This window comes from Nocardia sp. NPDC020380 (assembly GCF_044386975.1).
GTDB lineage: Bacteria > Actinomycetota > Actinomycetes > Mycobacteriales > Mycobacteriaceae > Nocardia.
This window is the reverse complement of record NZ_JBIRVQ010000009.1, coordinates 290318-311878: the sequence shown is the minus strand read 5'-3', so window position 1 is coordinate 311878 and position 21561 is coordinate 290318. Positions and strand designations below refer to the sequence as shown.

Genomic DNA, 21561 nt, shown 5'->3' with positions numbered 1-21561 from the left:
GATCTCGTTCGTGAAGTTGTGGACTACACGCCGGCGGGGACATCCTTCGCGCGGCTCTTCACCTGGAAGGCGCTGACCACCTCGAAGATTCCGATGGCGATCAACCAGCAGCCGACCACGACCACCAGGGTGGTGATGGAGGCGAAGGGTTCGATGATCAGCAGGCCACCACCGACGATCAGGACGATGCCGAAGAGGATCGCCCAGCCGCGGCCCGAGCCGGGCATTGCGGGTTCCGACATGGCCGCGACCAGGGATGCGGTGCCGCGGAAGATCCAGGTGATGCCGATCCACAGCGCCAGCAGGCCGATCGCCTGGAACTCGTTGCGGAAGCAGAAGAATCCCAGGATGAACGACAGGATGGCGGTGATGAACGACAGCACCCGCATCCAGGTGCTGACGTGCAGACCGAAGGCAGCAACCAACTGGAAAACACCGGAGATGATCAGATAGATGCCGAACAGGACACCGGCGACAACCAGGGTGGGTCCGGGCCAGACCAGAATCAGAATGCCCAGGACCACCGAGAGGAGACCGGTGACCAGGATCGACTGCCATGCGCTTCGGGCCAGAGCATGAACCGGCCCTTCGAAAACCTCTTTGCTGGTAGTCATGATCTGGAGGATATGCCCAGCTAGTCCGCTTTACGCGCTTATTCGTCCGGTGTGGTGCGCAGTTGTGATGCTCGTCAATGCGGCTAGGCGCCCGCTTCACCCCGGCGTTTCTCCTGCCATCGCACGTATCGGATATCGGCCCGCCAGGTGTACATGGCTACCAGCGCCGACCCGATCAACGCGGCGTCGAGCATGAACCGGCCACTCACCGCCAGACTCACCAGACCACCGATCAGCGCACCCAGGGCAAACCCGCCGTACTGCACGGCGTAACCCAGCCAGTCATAGACCGAGCCCTTGCCGACGAGATGGCGTTCGATGCCCTGGGTGAGCTTGACCAGGGTGCCGGTGACATAACTGACCGGGATGGACACCTCGCCTTTCTTGACGAAAGAGGTGTTCAGCGAGCCCATTCCGAAGGCGACGAACTGAATCGGCAGCAGGCCGATACCGGTCTGGGTGCTCTCCTGGATGTAGTCGCTGACGCAGGCCGCCAGCAGGGCGAGCGTGGTCAGCATGGTCGCGCCGTGCGGGTGATTGCGCCACCAGAAGCGACGGCACACCGACGCCACGAACACGCCCAGCACGAAGCTGCCGATGATGTACGCGGCGCCGCGCGCGATGGTGGAGTCGCCGACGAAGGTGCCGATCACCGCCCGTTCGGTATTGCCGGTCATGAAGGTGACGAAGTAACCGGCGGAATGGGCATAGGCGGCGGCGCCGACGAAGCCGGCGAGCGTGGACAGTACTACGGACAGGCGCATGTCCAGATTCCAGAACGGTTCCTGGGCAGCGCTCTTGGGCGAAGTCACAAGGCAACACGCTAGCAACCATTCCTGAAGGAAACCGGGTGCGAATCCTGAGGGAAACCTGACCGGGAATCGCCGGGCTGACCGGCGCGGGACGGTGCGGTACAGTGCAAATGTTAACCGGAATTCTCGTACCCTCCGGCCCGCGTGAACAAGGAGCAGCCATGACCTCCGCCGTCATCGTCGACGTCGTCCGCACCCCGTCGGGCAAGGGCAAACCCGGTGGTGGACTGTCCGAAGTACATCCGGCCACCCTGCTCTCCGGGGTCCTCGAAGCACTCATCGAACGCACCGGAATCGACCCCGCACTCGTCGACGATGTGATCGGCGGTTGCGTCACGCAGAGCGGCGAGCAGGCCTTCAATATCTCGCGCACCGCGGTGCTGGCGGCCGGTTTCCCGGAGTCGGTGCCCGCCACCACGGTGGACCGGCAGTGCGGATCGTCTCAGCAGGCCGCGCATTTCGCCGCCCAGGGCGTGATCGCCGGGGCCTACGACATCGCCATCGCCTGCGGCGTGGAATCCATGTCGCGGGTGCCCATGTTCTCCAGCGCCCAGGGCAAGGACGCGAATCGGGGCCCGATCGCGCACCGCTACCCGAACGGCCTTGTGCAGCAGGGCATTGCGGCCGAGGTGATCGCCGCCCGCTGGAAGTTCGACCGCGCCGCACTGGACGAATTCGCCGCCCGCTCGCACCGGCTCGCCGCCGAAACCGCCGCGGCCGGGGGATTCGAGGACGAAATCGTGGCCGCCGGAACCCTGGCCGCCGACGAGACCATCCGGCCCGCCACGACGGTCGAGGGGCTCGCGGGGCTGAAGCCCGCCTTCGCCGACGCCGAATTCAAGGCCCGCTTCCCGGAGATCGAATGGTCGATCACGCCCGGCAACTCCTCGCCGCTCACCGACGGCGCCTCGGCGGCACTGATCATGAGCGAGGAGAAGGCCGCACAACTCGGGCTGCGGCCGCGGGCGCGCTTCCACTCCTTCGCGGTCACCGGTGACGATCCGCTGCTCATGCTCACCGCGGTCATCCCCGCCACCCGCAAGGTGCTCGGTCGAGCCGGGCTGTCCATCAACGACATCGACGCCTACGAGGTCAACGAGGCCTTCGCGCCGGTGCCGCTGGTGTGGGCGCACGAGGTGGGAGCCGATGTGGCCAAACTGAACCCGCGCGGCGGGGCGATCGCGCTCGGGCACCCACTGGGCGCGTCGGGGACGCGCATCCTGGCGACCCTGGTCAACCACCTCGAACAGAGCGGCGGCCGCTACGGGCTCATGACCATGTGCGAGGCCGGCGGATTGGCCAACGCCACCATCATCGAACGCCTCTGAGCACTTCCGCGGCGGGCCGGGCGGGAGGGATTGTCGGTCCCGGCTCGTAGGGTGTAGCGGTGCAGGTCAGCTGGGATCAGGTGTTCGCATGGCGGATGCGGCGGCAGTTCGTCGATCCACGTGCCGACGTGGATGCCGCCGGGGTGGCGCGGCGCCTGTGCGGGGTGCAGGCGCAGGTGACCTCCTCGGCGGAAACCGCTGTGGCGCTGCGGCGTTCGACCGGGGTGCCGGGCGCACTGGTGGCGGCGCTGACGGCGCGGACCCTGGTCAAGACCTGGGCCATGCGCGGCACACTGCACGCATTGACGCCCGACCTCGCACCGGCGGCGCTGTCCCTCATGGGTTCGACACGGACCTGGGAGAAAGCCATCTGGCAGCGGAACTTCGGGGCCTCACCGCAGGACATCGCGGCAATGGTGGACGCGGTGGGGGAGATTCTCTCCGATCGGATCCTCACCCGCGACGAGCTGGTCACCGCGCTGCTCGCGCAGAAACGTTTCCACCCGCTCGAGGAGCAGCTCCGATCCGGGTGGGGTGCGGTACTCAAACCCCTCGCCTGGCAGGGCGCGCTCTGCCACGGGCCTGCAGACGGGAACACCGTCACCTTCACGAATCCTGCCCATTTGCTGCCCGATTGGCCGGGCATCCCCGACCCGGAGACGGCGGCGCCGTTGCTCATCAGCGCCTACCTCGGCGCCTACGGGCCTGCCGCGCCCGAGACCTTCGATGCGTGGCTCACCCGCGGCCAGCTGCGCAAAACCACTGTGCGCAAATGGTTCTCGGATCTCGGCGATACGCTGACCGCCGTGGAGGTGGAAGGCCGCACCGGATACATCCGCACCGAGGACGCCGACGAGCTGGCGGCCACCGAGCCGTCCTCCTCGGTCCACCTACTGGGTCCGTTCGATCAGTACGTACTGGGTCCGGGGACCGCGGACACCGTTCTGCTGCCCGGTGACCATCGGGCCAAGGTCAGTCGCGCCGCCGGTTGGATCTCACCACTCGTCCTGGTGGACGGCCGCATTGCGGGCACCTGGGACATCACCGGCGATACCGTAGCGGTCTCCATGTTCGACAATGCGCCGACGCCACTCGCCGAATTGAAAGCCGAAGCCGAGCACCTCGCGCGTGCCCTGGGCCGGCCGGACCTATCCATCACCGCCGCGTAGTGCCCGCATCCGCCCTGGGAAGGGTTTCCGCCCGGGGTTTCTCAGGGGCGCACTCAGGGACAGGCCCGGATGTCCGCAGGGGCGCCGCTACCTACGGTCGGATTATGCGAATCCTGCCGACACTGACCGTGCTCGCTGTACTGGCCGTCGCGGGGTGTTCGACCGTGCACGACAGCTCACCGAAGACCGTGTCGAGCACCCCGGTCGCGGTGTCTCCCAAGCGAGTTCAGCAGGTCCGGGACGATATCGACGGCCTCACCCGATCCGGGATGACGGGCGCGATCGCCACCCTCACCGAGAACGGCCAGACCGTCACGTTCGCTTCGGGTCTCGCGGACTCGGGCAAGAACGTGCCGATGCCCATCACCCCGCCGGAGCAGGTGCGGATCGGCAGCATCTCGAAACCTTTACCGCCTCGATCATTCTGCAGCTGGTCACCGAGGGCAAGATCAAGCTCGACGACTCCGTCGACACCTATCTGCCCGGACTGCTGAAAGGTGACGGCGTCGACGGCCGCGCCATCACCGTCCGCGAAATCCTGCAGCATCGCAGCGGGCTGCCCGAACTGACCGACTTCCCCGAGATCAACGAGTACAAGGCCGCTGTCACCGGCCGCACGTTCACTCCCGCCGAAGAGGTCGCGATAGCGCTGCAGCATCCGGCCCAGTTCCCGCCCGGCGCGCAGTTCAAATACACCAATACCAACTACATCGTCGCGGGCATGATCGTCGAAAAGGTCACCGGCCGGCCCTATTCCGAGGAACTCCAGGGCCGCATCATCACCCCCAACCAGCTGTCCGGCACCTACCTGCCCGGCACCCGGGAACTCGATATCCGCGGACCCCACCCGGAGGGCTACGCCATCATCGACGGCGCCCGCACCGATGTCACCCGCCAGGAACCCTCCGTGGCCTGGACCGCGGGCGCCATGATCTCCACCGGCGCCGATCTCAACCGCTTCTTCCTGGCCCTGCTCGCCGGCCACATCGTGACCCAGGCGCAGTTGCACGAGATGCTCGCCACCAAGGACGCGCCGGGCATCCCCATGCAATACGGCCTGGGGATCGGCTCCACGGATCTCGGCTGTGGCGCGAAGTATTTCGGCCACACCGGCGGCATCTCGGGCTTCGTCACCCTCTCCGGCGCCTCCGATCAGGGCCGGGCCATCACCATTGCCATGACCGGGCCCTTCGACAAGGAGCCCGATTTCCTCGGACTCATGAAACACGCCCTGTGCCCGTAGCGCTTCAGCGGCCGTGATGGAGTTCCATTGCCAGGGTCAGGAGTTCGGGGAGGTGCGGGCCGTCGCCGGCGGAGAGCCGGACGGCCTCGGCCGGCGGGAAGGCTCGGACCTCCAGGATCTGTTCGGCGTCATCGGGATTCGTGGGGGCGCCGGCGAGGATCACCTCGGCGGTGCACCAGAGCCAGGCCTTGTGGGGGTGCGGCTGCCAGGGGCGGTAGGGGAGCGGGCGGTCCGTGGTGGCGTAGTGGGCGCCGATCCACTGAACGGGGCCCGCGAGTTCCGCGCCCGCCTCTTCACGGAGTTCGCGAACAACGCAGTCGTGCACGGATTCCGCTTCTTCGCGGGTGCCGCCGGGCAGCAGCCAGACGTCACGATCGTCGCGGCACAGGACGATTCGGTCGCCGCTGAAACAGATGACGTGCACATTGGTGACCAGCTCGTCCGGCGGTAGGTCGGTGGAGAACTGAACGTCGAGGCCGCCCCACTCCCAGCGGGCGGGAGCGTGCAGGACGGGGTAGCGGTCAGCGATAGTCATGAGCCGACCGTACGTTCTGGAACTGGTTTCAGTACTGTGCCCTCATGGCCATCGTCATCGACTACAGCGTTGAGATCGAGGCACCCGCCGAGCTGGTCTGGCAGGTGCTCACCGATGTGGACAACTACGGGGAGTGGAACCCCTTCGTTCCCGAGTGCAAGACCACCCTGGAACCGGGTTCCCCGATCGATATGCAGGTGCGGCTGGGCGGGCCCAAGCCGCGGGCCCAGCAGGAATTCATCCGGACCCACACGCCGGGAAAGGAATTCAGCTACGCCATGAAGCCGATGCCGCTCGGGCTGCTGCGCAGCGAGCGCTCGCACACCGTCACGCCGCTCGGCGACGGGCGCGCCCGCTACGACTCGCACTTCCAGCTCGAGGGCCCGCTGAGCCCCGTGGTGGGCGGGCTCATGGGCGCCGCGCTGCGCAAGGGCTTCCAGGGCATGACCGACGGGGTCAAGGAGCGGTCGGAAACCCTTGCCACCGTGCAGGATTAGCGCCTGAGGCCGGCTCCGGCGTGCGGTGTCAGGGCTTGGGCTGCGGGTTCGCCGGATCCTGGCAGTACAGCGTCGGAGCGGTGCACGGCGACATGATGGTCGAGAAGTACTGGAACGCCGACCACGCGAGAATCGGCCCGCCGGCGAGGATCAGACCACCGACCGCGCCGATCGGGCCGAGGGTGCCCATTCCGACCAGGCAGCCGATCGCGGCGCCGGGCAGCAGGCCGGCCAGCAGCGTGGCCACACCGGCGGTGGTGGCGCCGACCGCCGCGCCGAGCAGGCAGCCCGCGCCGCCGCCGACGATCGCGCCCAGCACCGCGCTGGTCACGCTGCCGATGGTGGCGCGCTGGGCGAGCGCCAGCAGTGCCTGCTGATCGCGGAGTGTGAACGCCTCCGCGATCGAATCGAGTTTGGCGGCGGGCACCAGGTCCGACGGCCCGGCGGGATCGGAGACGGCGACCCCGTCGGTGCGAGTGGGCGTGAGAGTGGCTGTGTCGCCGTCGATCCGGAGTGCGATCGGGTAGGCCGTGGCATCCATGCGGTACGCGAGCGGAATCGAGGCGGCGATATTGCCGGCGCTGTCCCGGATGACGAGTTGGTTGTCGTCCGTGCTCAATCGGGCGCCGGGAGCGGTCAGCACCGCCGAGTCGCCGGACCTGTTCACCGTGTAGTGAATCGCCACCTGATCAGGGGTGTCCGGCGTGGCGTTCGCCGCTCCGGCGCCCAGTCCGACAGTGGCAATGACCGGCAGTGTGACCGCGGTGAGAGTCCGCATGCTCATGTGGTGACCTCCGTATATCCAACCGACCGCCGAGGCGCTGCGTCGGTGAGATGTATGGTGCACATCACAGTGGAATCGGCAGACAATCTGCAGCAAATCCGAAAACATCGGAATCGATATGCAGGAATCAATCAACCAGCTCGACGAACTCGACTATTTGCTGATCACCGCGCTGCAAGTGGCACCACGCGCGGACTGGCAGACCATCGGAGCGGCCCTGGGCGTCGACGCCACCACCGCGTCCCGGCGTTGGGCAAGGCTCGAGCAATCAGGCAATGCGTGGATGTCCAGCCGCGCGACCCGGCTCGAACGCCGCAGCGCCCAGGGCGCGGCCATCGAGGTGCACTGCGCGCCCGGCCGGGTGCACGAGATCGCGCGCAGCATCGGCAACGACGAGCACGTGCTCAACCTCGAGCACCTCAGCGGCCGGCGCAATCTGCTGGTCATGGCCATCGTCACCGATCTCGCCCAGCTGGCCCGCTACCGCGACCTGCGGCTGGCCGAGATCCCGGGTGTGACCGGACTCGAGGCGCAACCGCTGACCACCGTGCACGCCGACGCCGGGCAGTGGCGGCTCGATCGCCTCGACGACCACAAGCTGAAGCGGCTCGCCCCGCTGGACCGCCTCCGATCGGACTATCCGCCGGCGCGCGCGGTGCACGATCGGGACCTGCCGCTGGCCAATGCGCTGAGCGATGATCCACGCGCCTCGCTGGCGCAGCTCGCGACGCTCACCGGATTGTCGACGCCGACCGTGCGCCGCCGGCTCGCCGGCCTCGAAGCCGACGGAGCACTCACCTACCGGATCGAGGTGGCGCGCGCGGTCTCCGGCTGGCCTATCGGCGCGGCGCTGTGGTGCACGACCGACCCCGCGAACACGACGCGGATCGCACGAGAGCTGGCGCAGCTCAGGGAAACTCGCATGTGCGCGGAGCTGACCGGCCCGCACAATCTGCTCCTGCAGGTGTGGTTGCGCTCGGTCGACGATCTCGCCGGCTTCGAAAAGCGTTTGGGTGAGCGGATTCCCGGGCTCACCATCGCCGACCGCGCGGTCACGCTGTGGCCGGTGAAGCTCGGCGGGCACCTGCTCGACCCGCAGGGCCGTCACCTGCGGGCGGTACCGCTGCGGCTGTGGAACGACGATGAATTCATCGCCCGTGAACGAGACGCGGTCGCACTGCTTGCGGGCGACACTTCCGCCGGTGACCGCTTCTCATAACGCGGCAACGACCCGGCCAGGAGCCACTGCCGGCTGGCAAACATGGGTGTCTGCGGCTTACCGATTCCTGCATCAGCGCAGGGGCTTTCATCGATTATCTGCAGCCGGCCAGGGCTTTCGGTAGTTGAGCGGCATCCTGCTCTGGTGTCTGCCTTACCGCCCGCCGCCGACGAACGCGCTTCGGCGGCACGCGTTCCCGCCACCGCCGTCATCGTGTCCCTGCTGGTGTTCGACTTCGTCAACGGCATCATGCAGGGCGAGATCACGCCGCTGCTGCCCGATATCCGGGCGCAATCAGGCCGCCGATGCCACGTTCCTGTCGGCGCATGCGCGAATCACCGGATACGGCTTCGGTTTCGACGCGATGGGCATTTCGCTGCTGAGCATCCCGCTGGTCGGCGCCGCCGTGCTCGCGGCCGTGCTGACCACGCGGGTCGCGGCTCGGGTGGGCGGGTTCCAGCGGGCGACGACGCTCGGGTTCGTACTCGTCGGGCTCGGTTATGCGCTGGTCGCCGGGTATCACGGCGCGGTGTGGATCTTCGTAGTGAGCCATCTGATCAGCGGATTCGGCGGTGGGCTGGTGGTGGCGGCCATGCCGGTGATGGTCGCCGAGGCCACCCGGCCCGAGCGGACCGGCGTTGCTATCGGTCTCTATACGAACTCCCGCGCCATCGGCGGGGCAGTGGGTGCGGCGGCCGCGGCGTCGGTGCTCAGTGCCATTCATCTGCCGGGCATCGCGACAGCCCATGCGCGTCAACCGTTGCCGAGCGAGCACGCCTATGTGGTGTTGTGGGCGATCATCGCCGTCATTACTTTTCTCGGCGCGGGTATCGCGGCGTCGACTCGCCGAACAGAGTGAACGCCGACCTCAGGTCGGGATGGCGCGGTCGGTCACGACCTGCTTCATGACGAGGGTCGAGTTCAATCGTTGCACGCCGGGCAGCGCCGAGAGGGTGTTGTCCTCGAGGTCGGCATAGGCGGCCAGGTCGCGGGTGCGGACTCGGACGAGGTAGTCCGGGTCCCCGAAGAGTCGTTGCGCCTGCAGGACATTGGGAATCGCGGCGAGCGCCTTCTCGAAGGCGAGCAGGGTGTCGCGGTCTTCCTGGCGCATCGTCACGAAGACCAGGGCCTCGAAGCTCAGCCCGACCGAGTCGGGATCGATGAGCGCGCGATAGGCGCGGATCACCCCGGACTGTTCCAGCTCGTGTAGGCGGCGGTGGGTTGGCGACACACTCAATCCGATGCGGGACGCCAGCTCGGTGATGCTCACCCGGCCGTTCCGCTGCACCTCGGCAAGAATCTTCCGGTCGACGGCGTCCATCGGACAGATCCTTCCACGCCGCCAGGTGCGCCGGGCAAAACATGGGAACCTCTTCGGCCGCTTCGGCAATAGCGTCGACTGCATCGCGATCGGCGTCGGGAGGCACCCGTGAATCCGAATCTGCTACTGGCCTTCTGGGGCCTGACCTTCGTGCTGATAGTCGTGCCCGGGCCGGACTGGGCGTTCATCCTCGCCACCGGGGTACGTGATCGGACGGTGGCGCCGGCGGTACTCGGCTTGATGATCGGATATCTGGGCCTGACGCTGCTGGTCGCTGCGGGCGTCGGCGCCGTGATCGGCTCCTCGGCCTTGTTCCTGACCGTGCTCACCGTGTCGGGCGCCAGCTATCTGCTGTGGCTGGGCATATCGATCCTGCGGAAACCCGGTGCGCTCCAGGCCGGTTCACCCGGCGCGGGCGGTGCTCCCGCGCAGCGTGTGCTCGCCGGAATCGGCGTCAGTGGGTTGAATCCCAAGGGCCTGCTGGTCTTCCTCGCGATGCTGCCGCAGTTCACCGACAGGCACGGAGCGTGGCCGCTGCCGATCCAGCTCGCCGCGCTCGGGCTGGTCTTCGTCGCTACCTGCGGGCTCTTCTATACCGTCGTCGGTATCGGAGCGCGACGCATTCTGGCGGCCAAACCGAGTGTGTCGTGGTGGATCTCACGGATTTCCGGGATCGCGATGATCATCGTCGGCCTGCTCTTGCTGATCGAGCGGCTCGGTTAGCGGTGCTGCCTCGAAAGGCATGACATTGCCCAGGAAGTCCCGGGCGCCGCTCTCCGCTTCGATCGCGGTCACCAGATCCTCGACCGTGTCCCAGGTCCGGGGTGGTTCACCGTCGAGATTGCCGATGGTCAGCCAGGTGTCGGTGCCACGGTAGCGGACCAGTCCCAGACCGAGGTCGTCGACGGTGACATCGAGCTCGCCGGACACCGTCCCTTCCTCGTCGGTCATGACGGCGGCGGTGAGCTCGACGATCTCGGCTATTTGAACCCTCCTCGACGGGCGCAGTCGCCCACGGCGGTGCGCAGTGCGGCCTGTTCGGCGGTATCGACGGTCAGTGCGTACTTTACTTTCACCTGGACATATCGAGAGACATAGGCGCACCGGAAGTTCCCGGGCGGCAGATAGTTCGCCGGATCCTGATCGCCCTTGGACCGGTTGGCGGTCGGATCGGAGACGACCAGGTTGAGTGCGTCGTTGGCGATGCGGCGGCGGGTCTCGTCATCGAGGGCGGCGGCGCCGGAGCGCCAGGCTTCGGCCAGCGGGACAATATGATCCGCGTCCATGCCCGAGGGGTCGGTCACCCACTTGTAGGGCTTCAGCTCGCCGGTCTTGCGGTCCGCGACACCGTACTGGTCGCGCCAGCCGCCGCCGGTGCCGATCGTGAATTCGCAGGTCTTCGGGTCCAGTCGGACCGATCCGACGGCGTCGCGCAGCAGCATGACCACGCGGGTGGTGCAGCGGCTGTACTGGGCGAACTGGTCACCGAATCCGTGCACGGGGCGATTGACGTCCCAGTGCGGGAACTTGTCGCGGCTGTAGCCGGTCATCGAGGCTTCTTTCGCGACAACCAGTTTGGGTAGTAGGGCGGTGACGTCCTGGGCGGGTACCGGATCCTTCGGATCGGGTCCTGCGGCATCCGGTGTCTTGGTGGCGGGCTTGCTGACCACGACCAGCGCGAGGACCGTCAAAACCAGTAGCCCGGCAATTGCTGTGGGCAGGATCAGTTTCCGTAGGCGTGATGGCTTCTTCTGCAACATATTCCGAACACAGTCGCAACCCGCGGCACGAAACGGCAAGTCGCAGGGGAGGATCGGAGACGCGTGTCACACTCTTGCGTCAGATTTGATGCAGCCAGGCTATGAAAACCGCTATGCCGCCCAGGAATAGCAGCACCGCCACCGGGATCGGCCACCACGGCCCGGTGCGGCCGAGCAGGCGCTGCGTCAGACGCAGTTGCAGTACGCCGAGGCCGGCCACGAGAAACCACCACAGCGGCAGCAAGCCGACCGCGAGGACCGCGTGCACCGCCCAGGCTCCGGCCAAAGTCGGGCCGCCCCACGAATTTTGGTACTCATGCGCCGCGACGACCGGATACAGCACGCCGCGCACCGCCGCCAGGGCCGCCAGGAACACCGCGAACCAGGCAATGAGGCCCACGGCCGCGGCCAGTATCGAATGCGCGGCCGCTCGCCCGGCACCGGGTTCCTGCAATTCGAATCGACTGCGGAACACCCGCCGGGTGACCCGGGCCCGAACCCCCGTCGGGGCGAAGGCATCCGGCAGTGCGAGCAACGCGTAATACCCTGCTCGCGACACCTTCTGGACCCAGCCCATGCCACACCGTAGCCCGGCGCCGGGCCGCCTTCCGGCAACCCCGCCGGGAGGCGGCTATCGGCCGGGGAGTGAGCGCGGGAGACCGAACCAGGGGAACACGCTGCTCTCGAATCGGGTCATCGCGCTGATCCGGTCACCGGTGAGGGTGATGACGAGGAACCCGGTGCCGTGGCGTACGCCGTCGGGGCCGTGCAGGTAGAGCCCGAACGCCGGCTGTCCGTTGGCCCGGGTCGGGACGAGATCCACGCGGCGGCCCACATCGAAGAGCATGCCGCAGAAGCGGGCAACGACCTCGCAGCCCTGGTATTCGAAAGGCATCGGCGGCATTGCCAGGAAGACATCGTCGGTCAGCAGCGCTACCAGTGCGTCGATGTCCGCGGACTGATACGCGTGGACGAACTTCGCGACGATCGCCTCTTCGGCGGGTGAACCCGGCAGCGGGCATTCGCCGCCGGCGGTCGCCGGGAGCCGGCGCTGCAGCCCGGACCGCGCCCGCTTGAGCACGCTGTTGACCGATTCGACGGTCGAATCCAGCATCTCGGCGACCTCGCGCGCGTGGAATCCGAGCACGTCGCGCAGTACCAGCACGGCAATCTGACGTGCGGGCAGGACTTGAAGAGCCGTCATGAACGCCAAGGACATGGCTTCGGTCTGCTCGTAGCGGGCCTCCGGACCCAGCGGGGCATGGGCGACGCCTTCGAGCAGAGCGTCGGGAAATGGCTCCAGCCAGGTGATTTCGCCCATCCGGGTGGGCTCGGGCGGTTCGACTTCGGACAAGGTCCACTCCTTGGCCGGGCGCCGGCTCGCGGCGCGACGCGCGTTGAGGCAGCGGTTGGTGGCGACCCGGTATAGCCAGGTGCGCAGGGAAGCACGGCCGTCGAAGCCGTCCAGGCCCTGCCAGGCGGCCAGCAGCGTGTCCTGCAGTGCGTCCTCGCCGTCCTGGAACGAGCCGAGCATCCGGTAGCAGTGCACCTGCAGCTCCCACCGGTACGGCTCGGTCAAAGTGCGGAAGGCCTCGCCGTCCCCGCTGCGAGCTCGCGCCATCAGATCGCCGGTCATCACCCTCGCGTCACCTCTTCCGCATCGTGCGTACGTCCACCGTGTACAGACACCGGCCGGAGCGAGAAGTGGGCGGCCGTGGCGCGCCCAGTTTCCTGATGTCGCGGTTTCTACCTCAGTGATAGCCCACCTCAGCATCGAAGGAGAACCGCCATGGGAAGAATCATCGTCAGCGCGAACGTATCGATCGACGGAGTCATCCAGGACCCGAACGGGGACGAGGGCTTGGTGCCCGGCGGTTGGTTCGATTTCGGCGGGATCGAAGCGCAACGGGAGGCGTGGAGCAATGTCCTGTTCGAGGAGGCGCAGGGCGCCGAGGCCATGCTGATGGGCCGCCGCAGTTATGAGTTCTTCGCCGCGCGATGGCCGCAGCGGACCGGCGCTTATGCCGACAGGCTCAACGGCCTGCCCAAATACGTGGTGTCGGCGACGCTCGAACACGCCGACTGGAACAACTCGACGATCGTTAAAAGTGATGTGGTCGAGGAGGTTTCGAAGCTGAAGCAGAATCTGGACGGTGAGATCGTCGTTTACGCCAGTGGCGGGCTGGTGCCTACCTTGCTGGCGCGCGACCTCGTCGACGAGGTTCGGCTGCTGGTGTTTCCGCTGGTGATCGGGTCGGGTACGCGGCTCTTCGGTGACGGAGGACCGAAATCGCTGCGCCGCCATGAGATCCGATCCGTCGGCGACGCCATCACCCTGCTGATCTACCGGTTCGACTGACCCCGGACAGATAGGCGCGCCCACCGCAATGCCGCGGCGGGCGCCGAATCTCGTTCCGGTCAGGCGTTGTTGAGTTTATTGAGGCGGTCGCACGCCTCCAGGTATTCGGCGATGAGCCGCTGCACCACGTCGGCGGAACGCTCGACCTTGTTCATCAGGCCGACGACCTGGCCGACGGGGTTGAAGTTCACGTCCTTGGCGGCCTCGGGGTAGCGGTGCCCGCGCTTGACGCCGTCGAGGGCGACCATCATCTGCAGCGGCATGGGCAGCGGGTCCGGGGTGTCGGTGCGCTCCCAGGCCTCGGTCCAGTCGTTCTTGAGCATGCGGCAGGGCTTGCCGGTCCAGGAGCGCGAGCGCACGGTGTCCAGGCTGGAGGCTTCGATGTAGGTCTGCATCTGGGCGGGCGGCACATTCGCCTCCTCGACCGTCAGCCACAGCGAACCGGTCCACGCCCCGGCCGCGCCCATGGCCAGCGCGGCGGCGACCTGACGGCCGTTGCCGATACCGCCCGCGGCGAGCGCCGGCATATCGCCGATCGCGTCGATGACCTGCGGCCACAGCACCAGCGAGGAGATCTCGCCGCAGTGCCCGCCGCCCTCGGTGCCCTGCATGACCACGAAGTCCAGGCCGGCCCGCTTATGGTTGAGGGCGTGCTTGACCGAACCGCACAGGGCGCCGATGAGGCGGCCCGAATCCTGGATCTGCTTGATGACGTCGTCGGGCGGGGTGCCCAGCGCGTTGGCGACCAGCTTGGCCTTGGGGTGCTTCAGGATGACGTCGATCTGCGGGGCGACCGTGGTGGCGGTCCAGCCCAGCAGCTGGTTGTGGTGCTCTTCGGCGGGCAGGTGCGGGACCCCGTGATCATTGAGCAGCTGCTCGGCGAAATCGCGGTGGCCCTGCGGAACCAGTTCCGCCAGTTTGGCTTCCAGTTCTTCCGGGGTGAGGCCGTCGACGCCCTTGCCCTCGTACTTGGAGGGGATGACGAGGTCCACGCCGTAGACGCCCTGTACATGCTCGTCCAGCCACTCCAGCTCCACCTCGAGCTGCTCGGGGGTGAACCCGACCGCGCCGAGCACGCCCAGCCCGCCGGCATTGCTGACCGCCGCGGCTACATCGCGGCAGTGGGTGAAGGCGAAGATGGGGACATCGATGCCCAGGCGATCGCAGATCTCGGTACGCATGGTGTGGTGGGCTCCTCTAACTTTCCGGCACTGGAATGTCGCTCACACCACACTAGAACATGTTCTACATTCGGACTAGTCCGTCCACGACTACTGGCCGGTCAAAGTCAACAACATGTTCTACTTATCGGACTCGGCCAGCAGGCCGTCCGCGCGCAGGTCATCGAACAGGAACTGATCCACCGGCGGCACGTGCGGGCGATCGGCGTAGGTGAACCAGGCGATCTCCTCGATCTCGCTGCTCGGGGTGATCTCGCCGGAGTAGTCGGCGGTGTAACAGGCCATGCGCACGACGGCGTCGGGAATCAGGGCCTCGTAGGTGCCGACATGCGAAACCGTTTCCGGCAGCAGGGAAACCGTGAGTTCTTCCTCGATCTCACGGACCAGCGTCTGCAGATCGGTCTCTGCGCCTTCGCGTTTGCCACCCGGGATATAGAAGACATCCTTGCCCGCCGGGCGGGCGCAGAGGATTCGACCGTCCTCGATCCGCACCCAGGCGACGGTGTCGATCAGGCGTTGCTCCCGTTCAGTCCGCATGCGCGCAGCCTAGCCGGAGGGTTGCGGGGTGTAACTCAGCCGACGGCGCGGGCCACCAGCATGGCCACGGCGCGATCGACACGCTCGGTGTCGCCGGTGACCCACCAATCCTGGATCAGGCCACGGACTCCGGAGACCATCAAGGTCGCCGACGCCTCGGGGTCGGGGAGAGCTGGGTCGATGCGGGCCAGGGCCTGCGTCAGGGCTGTCACCACTACCTCCACCGCTTCCCGGGCATAGGTCTTGAACGGGCTGCCCGGGACCGTCGCGATGCCCAGGACCTGAAGCAGCACAAGCAGACTCGTTCCGGCCTGGCCGGAGGTGTTCAGCACTACCGAGTGACTCAGGCGGGAGCGGAGGGTTTCGGCATCGTCTATGCCCTCGAAAAGTGCCGCGATATCGGGCCGCTGGGTCTCCAGGGCGGCGATGAGCATGGCCTCCTTGGTGCCGAAGTAGTGGATGAGCATGCGCGAGCTGGTGCCCAGATATTCGGCGAGTGGGCGCAGGGACAGGTCCATGAGGCCGTGCTCGGCGATGTAGGTGATGACACCGGCGAGCAGTTCGGCGCGGCGGGCGTGATCGAGGGGACGGGGCACGGGTTGACTGTAGCGGGTGGTACAGGTATCCATATCGGCATGGCTGTAACAACTGGTACAGAAACTCGGCGGTCCGTGGTGGTCACCGCCATGGCGGCCACCACCTGCCTGGGCGCCGACCTCGACACGACCTGGGCACGCCTGCTGGCCGGGGACAGCGGAATCGGGCCGCTCACCGACGATTTCGTGACCGAGAACGAACTGCCGGTACGGATCGGCGGACGGCTCGTGGCGCAACCCGGCGAGCAGCTCACGCGGATCGAGCAGCGGCGGATGTCCTTCGTGCAGCAGCTGGCGCTCGTGCTCGGGCGGCGGGTGTGGCGGGACACGGGGACTCCCGACGTGGAGGCCGAGCGGCTGGCCGTGGCGGTGGGCACCGGGCTCGGGGGTGGTGATGCGCTCGTGCATGCGGTGGATGTGATGCGAGCCGGCGGGTATCGGAAGGTGCCACCGATGACGGTGCCCATGGTGATGCCGAACGGGTCGGCGGCCACCATCGGATTGGAGATCGGGGCGAAAGGTGGTGTGTACACGCCTGTTTCGGCGTGCGCATCCGGGTCCGAAGCCATCGCGCACGGTTGGCGGCTGATCGCCACGGGGGAGGCCGATATGGTCGTCGCGGGTGGCGTCGAGGGGCATATCGACGCGGTTCCCATTGCGAGCTTCGCCATGATGCGCGCGATGAGCACCCGGAACGATGAACCCGAGCGCGCCTCACGGCCTTTCGACCGGGATCGCGACGGGTTCGTCTTCGGCGAGGCCGGGGCCGTGCTGGTACTCGAATCCGAAGAGCATGCGCGGGCGCGTGGGGCGCAGATCTATGGGCGGGTGCTGGGTGCGGGCATCACGTCGGACGGTTACCACATCACCGGCACGGCGCCCGATGGTGACGGTGCGGCGCGCGCCATGCGTAAAGCCATTGCGACCGCGGGTCTTTCGGGTGCGGATATCGGGCATGTCAATGCGCATGCCACCGGGACGCAGGTCGGCGATGCGTCCGAGGCCAAGGCGATCATGGCCGTGTGCCCGGATGCCTCTGTGTACGCGCCGAAGTCGGCGCTCGGGCATTCCATCGGAGCGGTCGGGGCGTTGGAGGCGATCCTCACGCTGCGGACCCTCAGTGAGCAGATCGTGCCTCCGACATTGAATTTCGAGCAGGGAGACCTCGATACGGAACTGGATGTGGTGGCGGACAAGCCACGTCACCAGCATCCGGACTATGCGCTCAGCAATTCGTTCGGCTTCGGCGGGCACAATGTGACCCTCGCTCTCGGCCGGGCCTAGGCGCGGGGTTCATCGCACGCGTTCGAGCTTGCTCCAGCCGGTCCATCCGCGCTGGCGCAACAGTTCTATCAGGCGTCGAGCGGGCGGCGCGGCGGCGAAAACCATGGCATCCAGCAGCTCTACGAAGGATGCTTCGATATCGGCGTCGTCGATGTAATCCTCGCCCTGCTCGGCGGCGACCTGCGCGATGTAGTCGGCCAATCGGTCTGCCGCCTCGACCAGTTGCGGGTCGTCTTCGGTTCGGTCGAGAGCTTGGCCGAGGGTCAGATAGAAGTCGATGAATCGGGGGTCGGCGATCTGTTCTCGTTTGCGCGCCATCCATTCCGGGACCCGCTCGGGTGAGTGGGCGGCCAGGGGGATCCAGCCGTCTCGTTCGACGCACACGATCCGCTCGTCGACACCGAGAGCGCGGAGCTGGTCGAGGAAGTCGATTACCTCCGGCGGCAGGGCAAGGCTGTCGCCGGCGGCGAGTCGTGCGATTCGCTCGCGAAGTTGTCGGCGCTCCCGGATTTCGTCCTGAAGCCGCTGGTCGATGTCCGCGACCGCGGTGGCGAACTCCTGATCGTCGGCTCGCAGCAGTTCTCGGACGCGGGCCAGTGGCACGCCGGCCTGGGCGAGGGTCCGGATCTTGATCAGCTCGATCACCGCGGCGGCGTTGTATCTGCGATAGCCGGAGTGGTCTCGTTCCGGTTCCGGCAGTAGACCTTTCGCGTGATAGTGCCGCACGGCGCGGACCGTCACCCCGGCGTAGGCGGCCAGCTCGCCGATGGTCAGCATCAGACCAGTCTTCCGGAGATACTGCGGATGATGCGGGCGACTTCCGGTGCGTGGGTGGAGACCAGGCGATGGTCGGCATCGACCCAGGTGGTGGCGATGTGCGGGCGCGCGCGAACGAGGCGCTCAATGCCCATGTGCCAGTTCCGATCACGCCACTCCGCGCGCTCCTCACTACCGCCGCTCGCCATCGAGTCGGACAGGATCATGCTGATCGGGCAGTCGATCTCGCGGTACCGATCGAGGATCCGGGAGCGCACCGCATCCACCTCGATGTTCAGGTCGAGGATCTGCTGTGCGCCGAGCAGCACTTGCCGTGCGGTGCCTTCGGCCGCTGCGTTCCACAGTGCGAGGGCTTGCCACATCGCGCGGAACTCGGGCAGGTCCGCCTCGGTGAGGAACGGTTCGGGTACGGGGTTCGCGCCGTCGATGAGAACGAGTTCCGCGACGCTGCCGGGATATTCGGCTGCGTAGTGCACGGCCAGGTCCGCGCCCAATGAACAGCCGACGAGGACCGGCGGCGAAAGCAGTTCCAGGCGTGGCAGATCCGCCATCACGGCGACCAGATCACCGAGAAACGCATCGAAGGAGTAGCGTGCGGCGGCCGAGCTGAGTCCGTGACCGCGGAGGTCGAAGGTCAGTACATCGTGGTCGCGGCGCAGCAGCACGATCAGCTCGTGCAGATCGGCCTGGGTCGAACTCAGGCCCGGGCACAAGACCAGCGGGCGTCCCCGGCCACCGCGCGACACCGGGATGGTGACACCGTCGTGGTGGATCTCGAATCGAGTCGTTGTCGTAGTCATGGCGACCATGCTCCGAGGTTGACGCTGCGTCAGGTCAAGCCGGAACGAAACGCTGTGCGCATCAAGGGAGTTTGTCGGTCTGCACGCGCGGGTCGAGTTTGCGGAGGGTGTCCGGGCGGTCGGTGAGGCAGGGCCAATCACGGCTCACCGCTTCGATCGTGGCGTGACCCGCGGGGATCAGCGCATCCGCGTCAGGACGGTCGGCGAGGGCGGCACCCAGCTGATCACTGGCCGGCCGGTCCAGCGGCTGGATGACCGTATTCGGAAGATCCAGCAGCACCGAGAGAATGTCGAGTCGGCCCACCGGGATGAGGGCACGGGCCGCGGCCAAGGCGGTAGCGGGGACGACGATGGTGTGGCCGGCATCCGCGGTCGCCCACACGACCGATTGCACATATGCCACGCGGTGGGCCCAGGCGGTCAGCGCGGCTGTATCGAAGACGACGCCACCCAGCGTCGCGCCGGCGAGGGTCATGCCGCGCCGGCGTGATCGCCGGGCGCCTCCTCATCCGATAAAGGTGGCAACCCTTGTACGGCTCGGGCGCGGTTGATCAGATCCAGCGGCGGCCGGCCACCGAACACGGTCTCGAGCCGGGCCAGCGATTCGGCTCTGTTCACCCGGACGCGCACGGATTCGGCGACGAACGCCGAAACGGACTCGATGCGGCCACTGTCGCGCCAATCATCGAGGGTGGCGGCGATCTCCTCCGGCATCGTCACGGTTATCTTGCGGGTGCGACGCTGTCGAGCCATACCCGGATGGTAACCCGTACATACCCGAAACGCCGAGCTGACCGCGCGGTGATCTCCATACTCCCGCTCACGACGCGCTACCGACCCTGGACCGCAGCCCCTCCGCCTCCAGCAACCGCGTGAAATTCCGCTGATAGCGTCGGAGGTTGGTCGGGCATCTGGGATGTCGGGTCGGGGATTCGGATTGGGGTGATCCGAAACCTGCCGGTCGCGGGGTTGGCGGGGTTCGATACCTTTGATTTGTGCCCGCCTGCGAGCGGGCCTGCCGTGTTTGCCGACCGTGTTTGCCGACCCAGAGGACAGTTGTAGATGGATCAGAGTTCGATCGCGTGGGCCGACGGTGTGCTGGTCACCATCGATCAGCGCGCGTTGCCGCACGAACTGCGGGAGCTGCGGATCACGACGGTCGACGAGGTTATCGATGCCATCAAGACATTGGCCGTGCGGGGGGCGCCGGCGATCGGGGTGGCGGGGGCCTTTGGGGTGGTGATCGCGGCTCGGGCGGCGATCGTCGATGGTGTGGTGGATGCCGGGCGGGTCGAGGCGGAGGCTGCGCGGATCGCGGCGGCGCGGCCGACCGCGGTGAATCTGGCTTGGGGGGTGCAGCGGACGCTGGGGAAGCTGGGCGACGGTGTGCCGGCCATGGAGGACGAGGCGCTGGAACTGCTGGCCGAGGATGGCCGGGTGAATCTGGCCGCTGCTACGCATACCGGTGATCTGCTGGAGCAGTTGTGTGGTGATCGGCCGTTGCGGCTGTTGACGCATTGCAATACGGGGCGGCTGGCTACTACGGCCTGGGGGACTGCGATTGGTGCGATTCGGGTGTTGCATCAGCGGGGCAAGGTCGCCGAGGTGATCGTGGACGAGACGCGGCCGCTGTTGCAGGGGGCTCGGTTGACCGCGTGGGAGATGGCGGAAGCCGGTGTGCCGCATCGGCTCACCATCGATTCGGCCGCTGCCTGGGCTATGGGTACGGAGCATGTCGACGCAGTGATCGTGGGTGCGGACCGCATTACGGCCGATGGGTCGGTGGCCAACAAGATCGGCACCTACATGCTGGCGATTGCGGCCAAGCATCATGGGATTCCGTTCATCGTGGTCGCGCCCGAGTCGACGCGCGATATCACCACTGCGCGGGGCGGGGACATCGTCGTCGAGCAGCGTGCCGCGGCCGAGGTGACCGGATTCGGTGGTGTGACAACGGCTCCCGAGGGGACGCAGACGTTCAACCCGGCCTTCGATGTGACGCCGCCCGAGCTGGTGACGGCGGTCGTCACCGAGTTCGGTGTGCTGCGCGATCCGGCCGTGGCGCGGTCGGCTGTCGACGGTGCGGATGCGGTTGCCGCTGAGGCGATATCGGCGGGTGCGGAGATCGCGGGCATTGCGCGCGGCCTGTACGCGAACGGCTGGATGCCGGGCACGGCGGGCAATATCTCTGTGCGGCAGGGCGATACGGCCGTGATCACGGCCAGCGGCCTGTCCAAGGGTGAGCTCGGCGCGCAGGACATGGTGACGGTGGCCGTGGCGGATTCCCGGCCGGTGCGCGAGGATTCGCGTCGCCCGTCGGCGGAGACCACGATCCACACCGCCGTGTATCGCACGCGGGGCGCGCAGGCCGTGGTGCATGTGCATCCGCCGCATGCCACCGCGCTGTCGATCCGCGAGTTCGAAGGTGGCGTGCACACCACGCGTTTCACGGGCTACGAGCTGATCAAGGGCTTGGGCGGAGAGCGCCCGGATGTGATCGACATTCCGGTGTTCCCGAACCATGCCGACGTGCCGCAGATCGGCGTCGATATCGAGAAGTATCTGGTCGAGCATCCGGATGCGCCGCCCGTGCTGTTCATCGCGGGCCACGGCATCACGGCGTGGGGTGCGACTCTGGCACAGGCGCGCGATCGCGCCGAATGCCTCGAGGCCATGTGCGAATTGACGACTCTGACCGGACGGCGTGAACTTCCGTTGGGCGACAACTAGATCCGAGGAGGATCC

The 21561-nt window shown here is 67.1% G+C and carries 26 protein-coding genes; 10 read left to right on the top strand and 16 right to left on the bottom strand.

Annotated elements, in window-relative coordinates; translation table 11 throughout:
- Positions 1 to 23 precede the first annotated feature (23 nt).
- Positions 24 to 614 (bottom strand): HdeD family acid-resistance protein, encoded by a 591-nt coding sequence (locus tag ACH438_RS26430; protein ID WP_397009751.1) that lies wholly within the window; start codon positions 612 to 614, stop codon positions 24 to 26.
- A gap of 83 nt (positions 615 to 697) precedes the next feature.
- Complete coding sequence (locus ACH438_RS26425; RefSeq protein WP_397009996.1) at positions 698 to 1378, bottom strand: YoaK family protein; 681 nt, start codon at positions 1376 to 1378, stop codon at positions 698 to 700.
- A gap of 209 nt (positions 1379 to 1587) precedes the next feature.
- Here ACH438_RS26425 and ACH438_RS26420 point away from each other — a divergent pair, with 209 nt between their 5' ends.
- From ACH438_RS26420 to ACH438_RS26410, 3 genes are all read left to right on the top strand, one after another.
- Positions 1588 to 2754, top strand: coding sequence for a thiolase family protein (locus ACH438_RS26420; RefSeq protein ID WP_397009749.1), 1167 nt, complete (start codon positions 1588 to 1590; stop codon positions 2752 to 2754).
- A gap of 59 nt (positions 2755 to 2813) precedes the next feature.
- Entirely contained in the window at positions 2814 to 3923 is a 1110-nt protein-coding gene (locus tag ACH438_RS26415) for a winged helix DNA-binding domain-containing protein (RefSeq protein WP_397009747.1), read from the top strand.
- Positions 3924 to 4077: 154 nt separating this feature from the next.
- Positions 4078 to 5166, top strand: a complete 1089-nt coding sequence (locus ACH438_RS26410) for a serine hydrolase domain-containing protein (protein ID WP_397009745.1) — start codon at positions 4078 to 4080, stop codon at positions 5164 to 5166.
- Between the two features lie 4 nt (positions 5167 to 5170).
- Here the strand turns inward: ACH438_RS26410 and ACH438_RS26405 are convergent, their stop codons facing one another.
- Positions 5171 to 5701 carry an NUDIX domain-containing protein gene (locus ACH438_RS26405; protein WP_397009743.1) on the bottom strand — a complete coding sequence of 177 codons (531 nt, stop codon included), beginning with the start codon at positions 5699 to 5701 and terminating at the stop codon, positions 5171 to 5173.
- Between the two features lie 44 nt (positions 5702 to 5745).
- Between ACH438_RS26405 and ACH438_RS26400 the strand changes: the two genes are divergently transcribed.
- Positions 5746 to 6198, top strand: a complete 453-nt coding sequence (locus tag ACH438_RS26400) for an SRPBCC family protein (RefSeq protein ID WP_397009741.1) — start codon at positions 5746 to 5748, stop codon at positions 6196 to 6198.
- Between the two features lie 28 nt (positions 6199 to 6226).
- On the opposite strand, the gene ACH438_RS26395 is transcribed toward ACH438_RS26400, so the two are convergent.
- Positions 6227 to 6982: a hypothetical protein gene (locus ACH438_RS26395; RefSeq protein ID WP_397009739.1), complete on the bottom strand. Its 756-nt coding sequence runs from the start codon at positions 6980 to 6982 to the stop codon at positions 6227 to 6229.
- A 118-nt stretch (positions 6983 to 7100) separates the two neighbouring features.
- Between ACH438_RS26395 and ACH438_RS26390 the strand changes: the two genes are divergently transcribed.
- Positions 7101 to 8201 (top strand): Lrp/AsnC family transcriptional regulator, encoded by a 1101-nt coding sequence (locus ACH438_RS26390; protein WP_397009737.1) that lies wholly within the window; start codon positions 7101 to 7103, stop codon positions 8199 to 8201.
- Between the two features lie 124 nt (positions 8202 to 8325).
- Positions 8326 to 9060 carry an MFS transporter gene (locus ACH438_RS26385; protein ID WP_397009735.1) on the top strand — a complete coding sequence of 245 codons (735 nt, stop codon included), beginning with the start codon at positions 8326 to 8328 and terminating at the stop codon, positions 9058 to 9060.
- 9 nt (positions 9061 to 9069) lie between these two features.
- Here the strand turns inward: ACH438_RS26385 and ACH438_RS26380 are convergent, their stop codons facing one another.
- The gene (locus tag ACH438_RS26380; RefSeq protein WP_397009733.1) at positions 9070 to 9522 is read right to left on the bottom strand and encodes an Lrp/AsnC family transcriptional regulator; all 453 of its coding nucleotides are present in this window, start codon (positions 9520 to 9522) and stop codon (positions 9070 to 9072) included.
- Between the two features lie 108 nt (positions 9523 to 9630).
- Here ACH438_RS26380 and ACH438_RS26375 point away from each other — a divergent pair, with 108 nt between their 5' ends.
- Positions 9631 to 10245 carry a LysE family translocator gene (locus tag ACH438_RS26375; RefSeq protein ID WP_397009731.1) on the top strand — a complete coding sequence of 205 codons (615 nt, stop codon included), beginning with the start codon at positions 9631 to 9633 and terminating at the stop codon, positions 10243 to 10245.
- On the opposite strand, the gene ACH438_RS26370 is transcribed toward ACH438_RS26375, so the two are convergent.
- The 4 genes from ACH438_RS26370 to ACH438_RS26355 all read right to left on the bottom strand — a co-directional run bounded on the left by ACH438_RS26370 (position 10180) and on the right by ACH438_RS26355 (position 12921).
- A complete protein-coding gene (locus tag ACH438_RS26370) occupies positions 10180 to 10473 on the bottom strand; it encodes a hypothetical protein (RefSeq protein ID WP_397009729.1) in 294 nt (97 codons plus the stop codon). The two genes, ACH438_RS26375 and ACH438_RS26370, sit on opposite strands and share 66 nt — an antisense overlap.
- Positions 10474 to 10502: 29 nt before the next feature.
- A complete protein-coding gene (locus tag ACH438_RS26365) occupies positions 10503 to 11282 on the bottom strand; it encodes an HNH endonuclease family protein (RefSeq protein ID WP_397009727.1) in 780 nt (259 codons plus the stop codon).
- Between the two features lie 79 nt (positions 11283 to 11361).
- On the bottom strand, positions 11362 to 11859 hold the full coding sequence (locus tag ACH438_RS26360; RefSeq protein ID WP_397009725.1) for a hypothetical protein: 498 nt from the start codon (positions 11857 to 11859) through the stop codon (positions 11362 to 11364).
- Positions 11860 to 11913: 54 nt separating this feature from the next.
- On the bottom strand, positions 11914 to 12921 hold the full coding sequence (locus tag ACH438_RS26355) for a sigma-70 family RNA polymerase sigma factor (RefSeq protein ID WP_397009723.1): 1008 nt from the start codon (positions 12919 to 12921) through the stop codon (positions 11914 to 11916).
- A 150-nt stretch (positions 12922 to 13071) separates the two neighbouring features.
- On the opposite strand from ACH438_RS26355, the gene ACH438_RS26350 reads away from it, so the two are divergent.
- The gene (locus tag ACH438_RS26350; RefSeq protein ID WP_397009721.1) at positions 13072 to 13641 is read left to right on the top strand and encodes a dihydrofolate reductase family protein; all 570 of its coding nucleotides are present in this window, start codon (positions 13072 to 13074) and stop codon (positions 13639 to 13641) included.
- 59 nt (positions 13642 to 13700) lie between these two features.
- Here ACH438_RS26350 and ACH438_RS26345 read toward each other — a convergent pair whose 3' ends face one another.
- The 3 genes from ACH438_RS26345 to ACH438_RS26335 all read right to left on the bottom strand — a co-directional run bounded on the left by ACH438_RS26345 (position 13701) and on the right by ACH438_RS26335 (position 15955).
- Positions 13701 to 14822 (bottom strand): NAD(P)H-dependent flavin oxidoreductase, encoded by a 1122-nt coding sequence (locus ACH438_RS26345; RefSeq protein WP_397009719.1) that lies wholly within the window; start codon positions 14820 to 14822, stop codon positions 13701 to 13703.
- Between the two features lie 120 nt (positions 14823 to 14942).
- Complete coding sequence (locus tag ACH438_RS26340; protein WP_397009717.1) at positions 14943 to 15359, bottom strand: NUDIX domain-containing protein; 417 nt, start codon at positions 15357 to 15359, stop codon at positions 14943 to 14945.
- A gap of 35 nt (positions 15360 to 15394) precedes the next feature.
- Positions 15395 to 15955 (bottom strand): TetR family transcriptional regulator, encoded by a 561-nt coding sequence (locus tag ACH438_RS26335; RefSeq protein ID WP_397009715.1) that lies wholly within the window; start codon positions 15953 to 15955, stop codon positions 15395 to 15397.
- A gap of 39 nt (positions 15956 to 15994) precedes the next feature.
- Between ACH438_RS26335 and ACH438_RS26330 the strand changes: the two genes are divergently transcribed.
- Positions 15995 to 17239 carry a KasA/KasB family beta-ketoacyl-ACP synthase gene (locus tag ACH438_RS26330; protein WP_397009713.1) on the top strand — a complete coding sequence of 415 codons (1245 nt, stop codon included), beginning with the start codon at positions 15995 to 15997 and terminating at the stop codon, positions 17237 to 17239.
- 9 nt (positions 17240 to 17248) lie between these two features.
- Here the strand turns inward: ACH438_RS26330 and ACH438_RS26325 are convergent, their stop codons facing one another.
- From ACH438_RS26325 to ACH438_RS26310, 4 genes are all read right to left on the bottom strand, one after another.
- Positions 17249 to 18016, bottom strand: coding sequence for a MerR family DNA-binding transcriptional regulator (locus ACH438_RS26325; protein WP_397009711.1), 768 nt, complete (start codon positions 18014 to 18016; stop codon positions 17249 to 17251).
- The gene (locus ACH438_RS26320; protein WP_397009709.1) at positions 18016 to 18816 is read right to left on the bottom strand and encodes an alpha/beta fold hydrolase; all 801 of its coding nucleotides are present in this window, start codon (positions 18814 to 18816) and stop codon (positions 18016 to 18018) included. Before ACH438_RS26320 ends, ACH438_RS26325 begins: the two co-directional genes overlap by 1 nt.
- A gap of 61 nt (positions 18817 to 18877) precedes the next feature.
- The gene (locus ACH438_RS26315) at positions 18878 to 19291 is read right to left on the bottom strand and encodes a hypothetical protein (protein WP_397009707.1); all 414 of its coding nucleotides are present in this window, start codon (positions 19289 to 19291) and stop codon (positions 18878 to 18880) included.
- Positions 19288 to 19569, bottom strand: coding sequence for a hypothetical protein (locus ACH438_RS26310; protein WP_397009705.1), 282 nt, complete (start codon positions 19567 to 19569; stop codon positions 19288 to 19290). The genes ACH438_RS26315 and ACH438_RS26310 overlap by 4 nt, the downstream gene beginning before the upstream one ends.
- A 309-nt stretch (positions 19570 to 19878) precedes the next feature.
- Between ACH438_RS26310 and mtnA the strand changes: the two genes are divergently transcribed.
- A complete protein-coding gene (mtnA, locus tag ACH438_RS26305; protein ID WP_397009703.1) occupies positions 19879 to 21546 on the top strand; it encodes an S-methyl-5-thioribose-1-phosphate isomerase in 1668 nt (555 codons plus the stop codon).
- The last annotated feature ends 15 nt before the right edge of the window (positions 21547 to 21561 follow it).

Coding starts and splice junctions, on each gene's coding strand:
- ACH438_RS26340 (WP_397009717.1), bottom strand. CDS start 15,359: ATGCGGACTGAACGGGAGCAACGCCTGATCGACACCGTCGCCTGGGTG.
- ACH438_RS26350 (WP_397009721.1), top strand. CDS start 13,072: ATGGGAAGAATCATCGTCAGCGCGAACGTATCGATCGACGGAGTCATC.
- ACH438_RS26380 (WP_397009733.1), bottom strand. CDS start 9,522: ATGGACGCCGTCGACCGGAAGATTCTTGCCGAGGTGCAGCGGAACGGC.
- ACH438_RS26320 (WP_397009709.1), bottom strand. CDS start 18,816: ATGACTACGACAACGACTCGATTCGAGATCCACCACGACGGTGTCACC.
- ACH438_RS26370 (WP_397009729.1), bottom strand. CDS start 10,473: ATGACCGACGAGGAAGGGACGGTGTCCGGCGAGCTCGATGTCACCGTC.
- ACH438_RS26420 (WP_397009749.1), top strand. CDS start 1,588: ATGACCTCCGCCGTCATCGTCGACGTCGTCCGCACCCCGTCGGGCAAG.
- ACH438_RS26400 (WP_397009741.1), top strand. CDS start 5,746: ATGGCCATCGTCATCGACTACAGCGTTGAGATCGAGGCACCCGCCGAG.
- ACH438_RS26315 (WP_397009707.1), bottom strand. CDS start 19,291: ATGACCCTCGCCGGCGCGACGCTGGGTGGCGTCGTCTTCGATACAGCC.
- ACH438_RS26345 (WP_397009719.1), bottom strand. CDS start 14,822: ATGCGTACCGAGATCTGCGATCGCCTGGGCATCGATGTCCCCATCTTC.
- mtnA (WP_397009703.1), top strand. CDS start 19,879: ATGGATCAGAGTTCGATCGCGTGGGCCGACGGTGTGCTGGTCACCATC.
- ACH438_RS26365 (WP_397009727.1), bottom strand. CDS start 11,282: ATGTTGCAGAAGAAGCCATCACGCCTACGGAAACTGATCCTGCCCACA.
- ACH438_RS26390 (WP_397009737.1), top strand. CDS start 7,101: ATGCAGGAATCAATCAACCAGCTCGACGAACTCGACTATTTGCTGATC.
- ACH438_RS26395 (WP_397009739.1), bottom strand. CDS start 6,982: ATGAGCATGCGGACTCTCACCGCGGTCACACTGCCGGTCATTGCCACT.
- ACH438_RS26425 (WP_397009996.1), bottom strand. CDS start 1,378: ATGCGCCTGTCCGTAGTACTGTCCACGCTCGCCGGCTTCGTCGGCGCC.
- ACH438_RS26430 (WP_397009751.1), bottom strand. CDS start 614: ATGACTACCAGCAAAGAGGTTTTCGAAGGGCCGGTTCATGCTCTGGCC.
- ACH438_RS26405 (WP_397009743.1), bottom strand. CDS start 5,701: ATGACTATCGCTGACCGCTACCCCGTCCTGCACGCTCCCGCCCGCTGG.
- ACH438_RS26325 (WP_397009711.1), bottom strand. CDS start 18,016: ATGCTGACCATCGGCGAGCTGGCCGCCTACGCCGGGGTGACGGTCCGC.
- ACH438_RS26360 (WP_397009725.1), bottom strand. CDS start 11,859: ATGGGCTGGGTCCAGAAGGTGTCGCGAGCAGGGTATTACGCGTTGCTC.
- ACH438_RS26330 (WP_397009713.1), top strand. CDS start 15,995: ATGGCTGTAACAACTGGTACAGAAACTCGGCGGTCCGTGGTGGTCACC.
- ACH438_RS26310 (WP_397009705.1), bottom strand. CDS start 19,569: ATGGCTCGACAGCGTCGCACCCGCAAGATAACCGTGACGATGCCGGAG.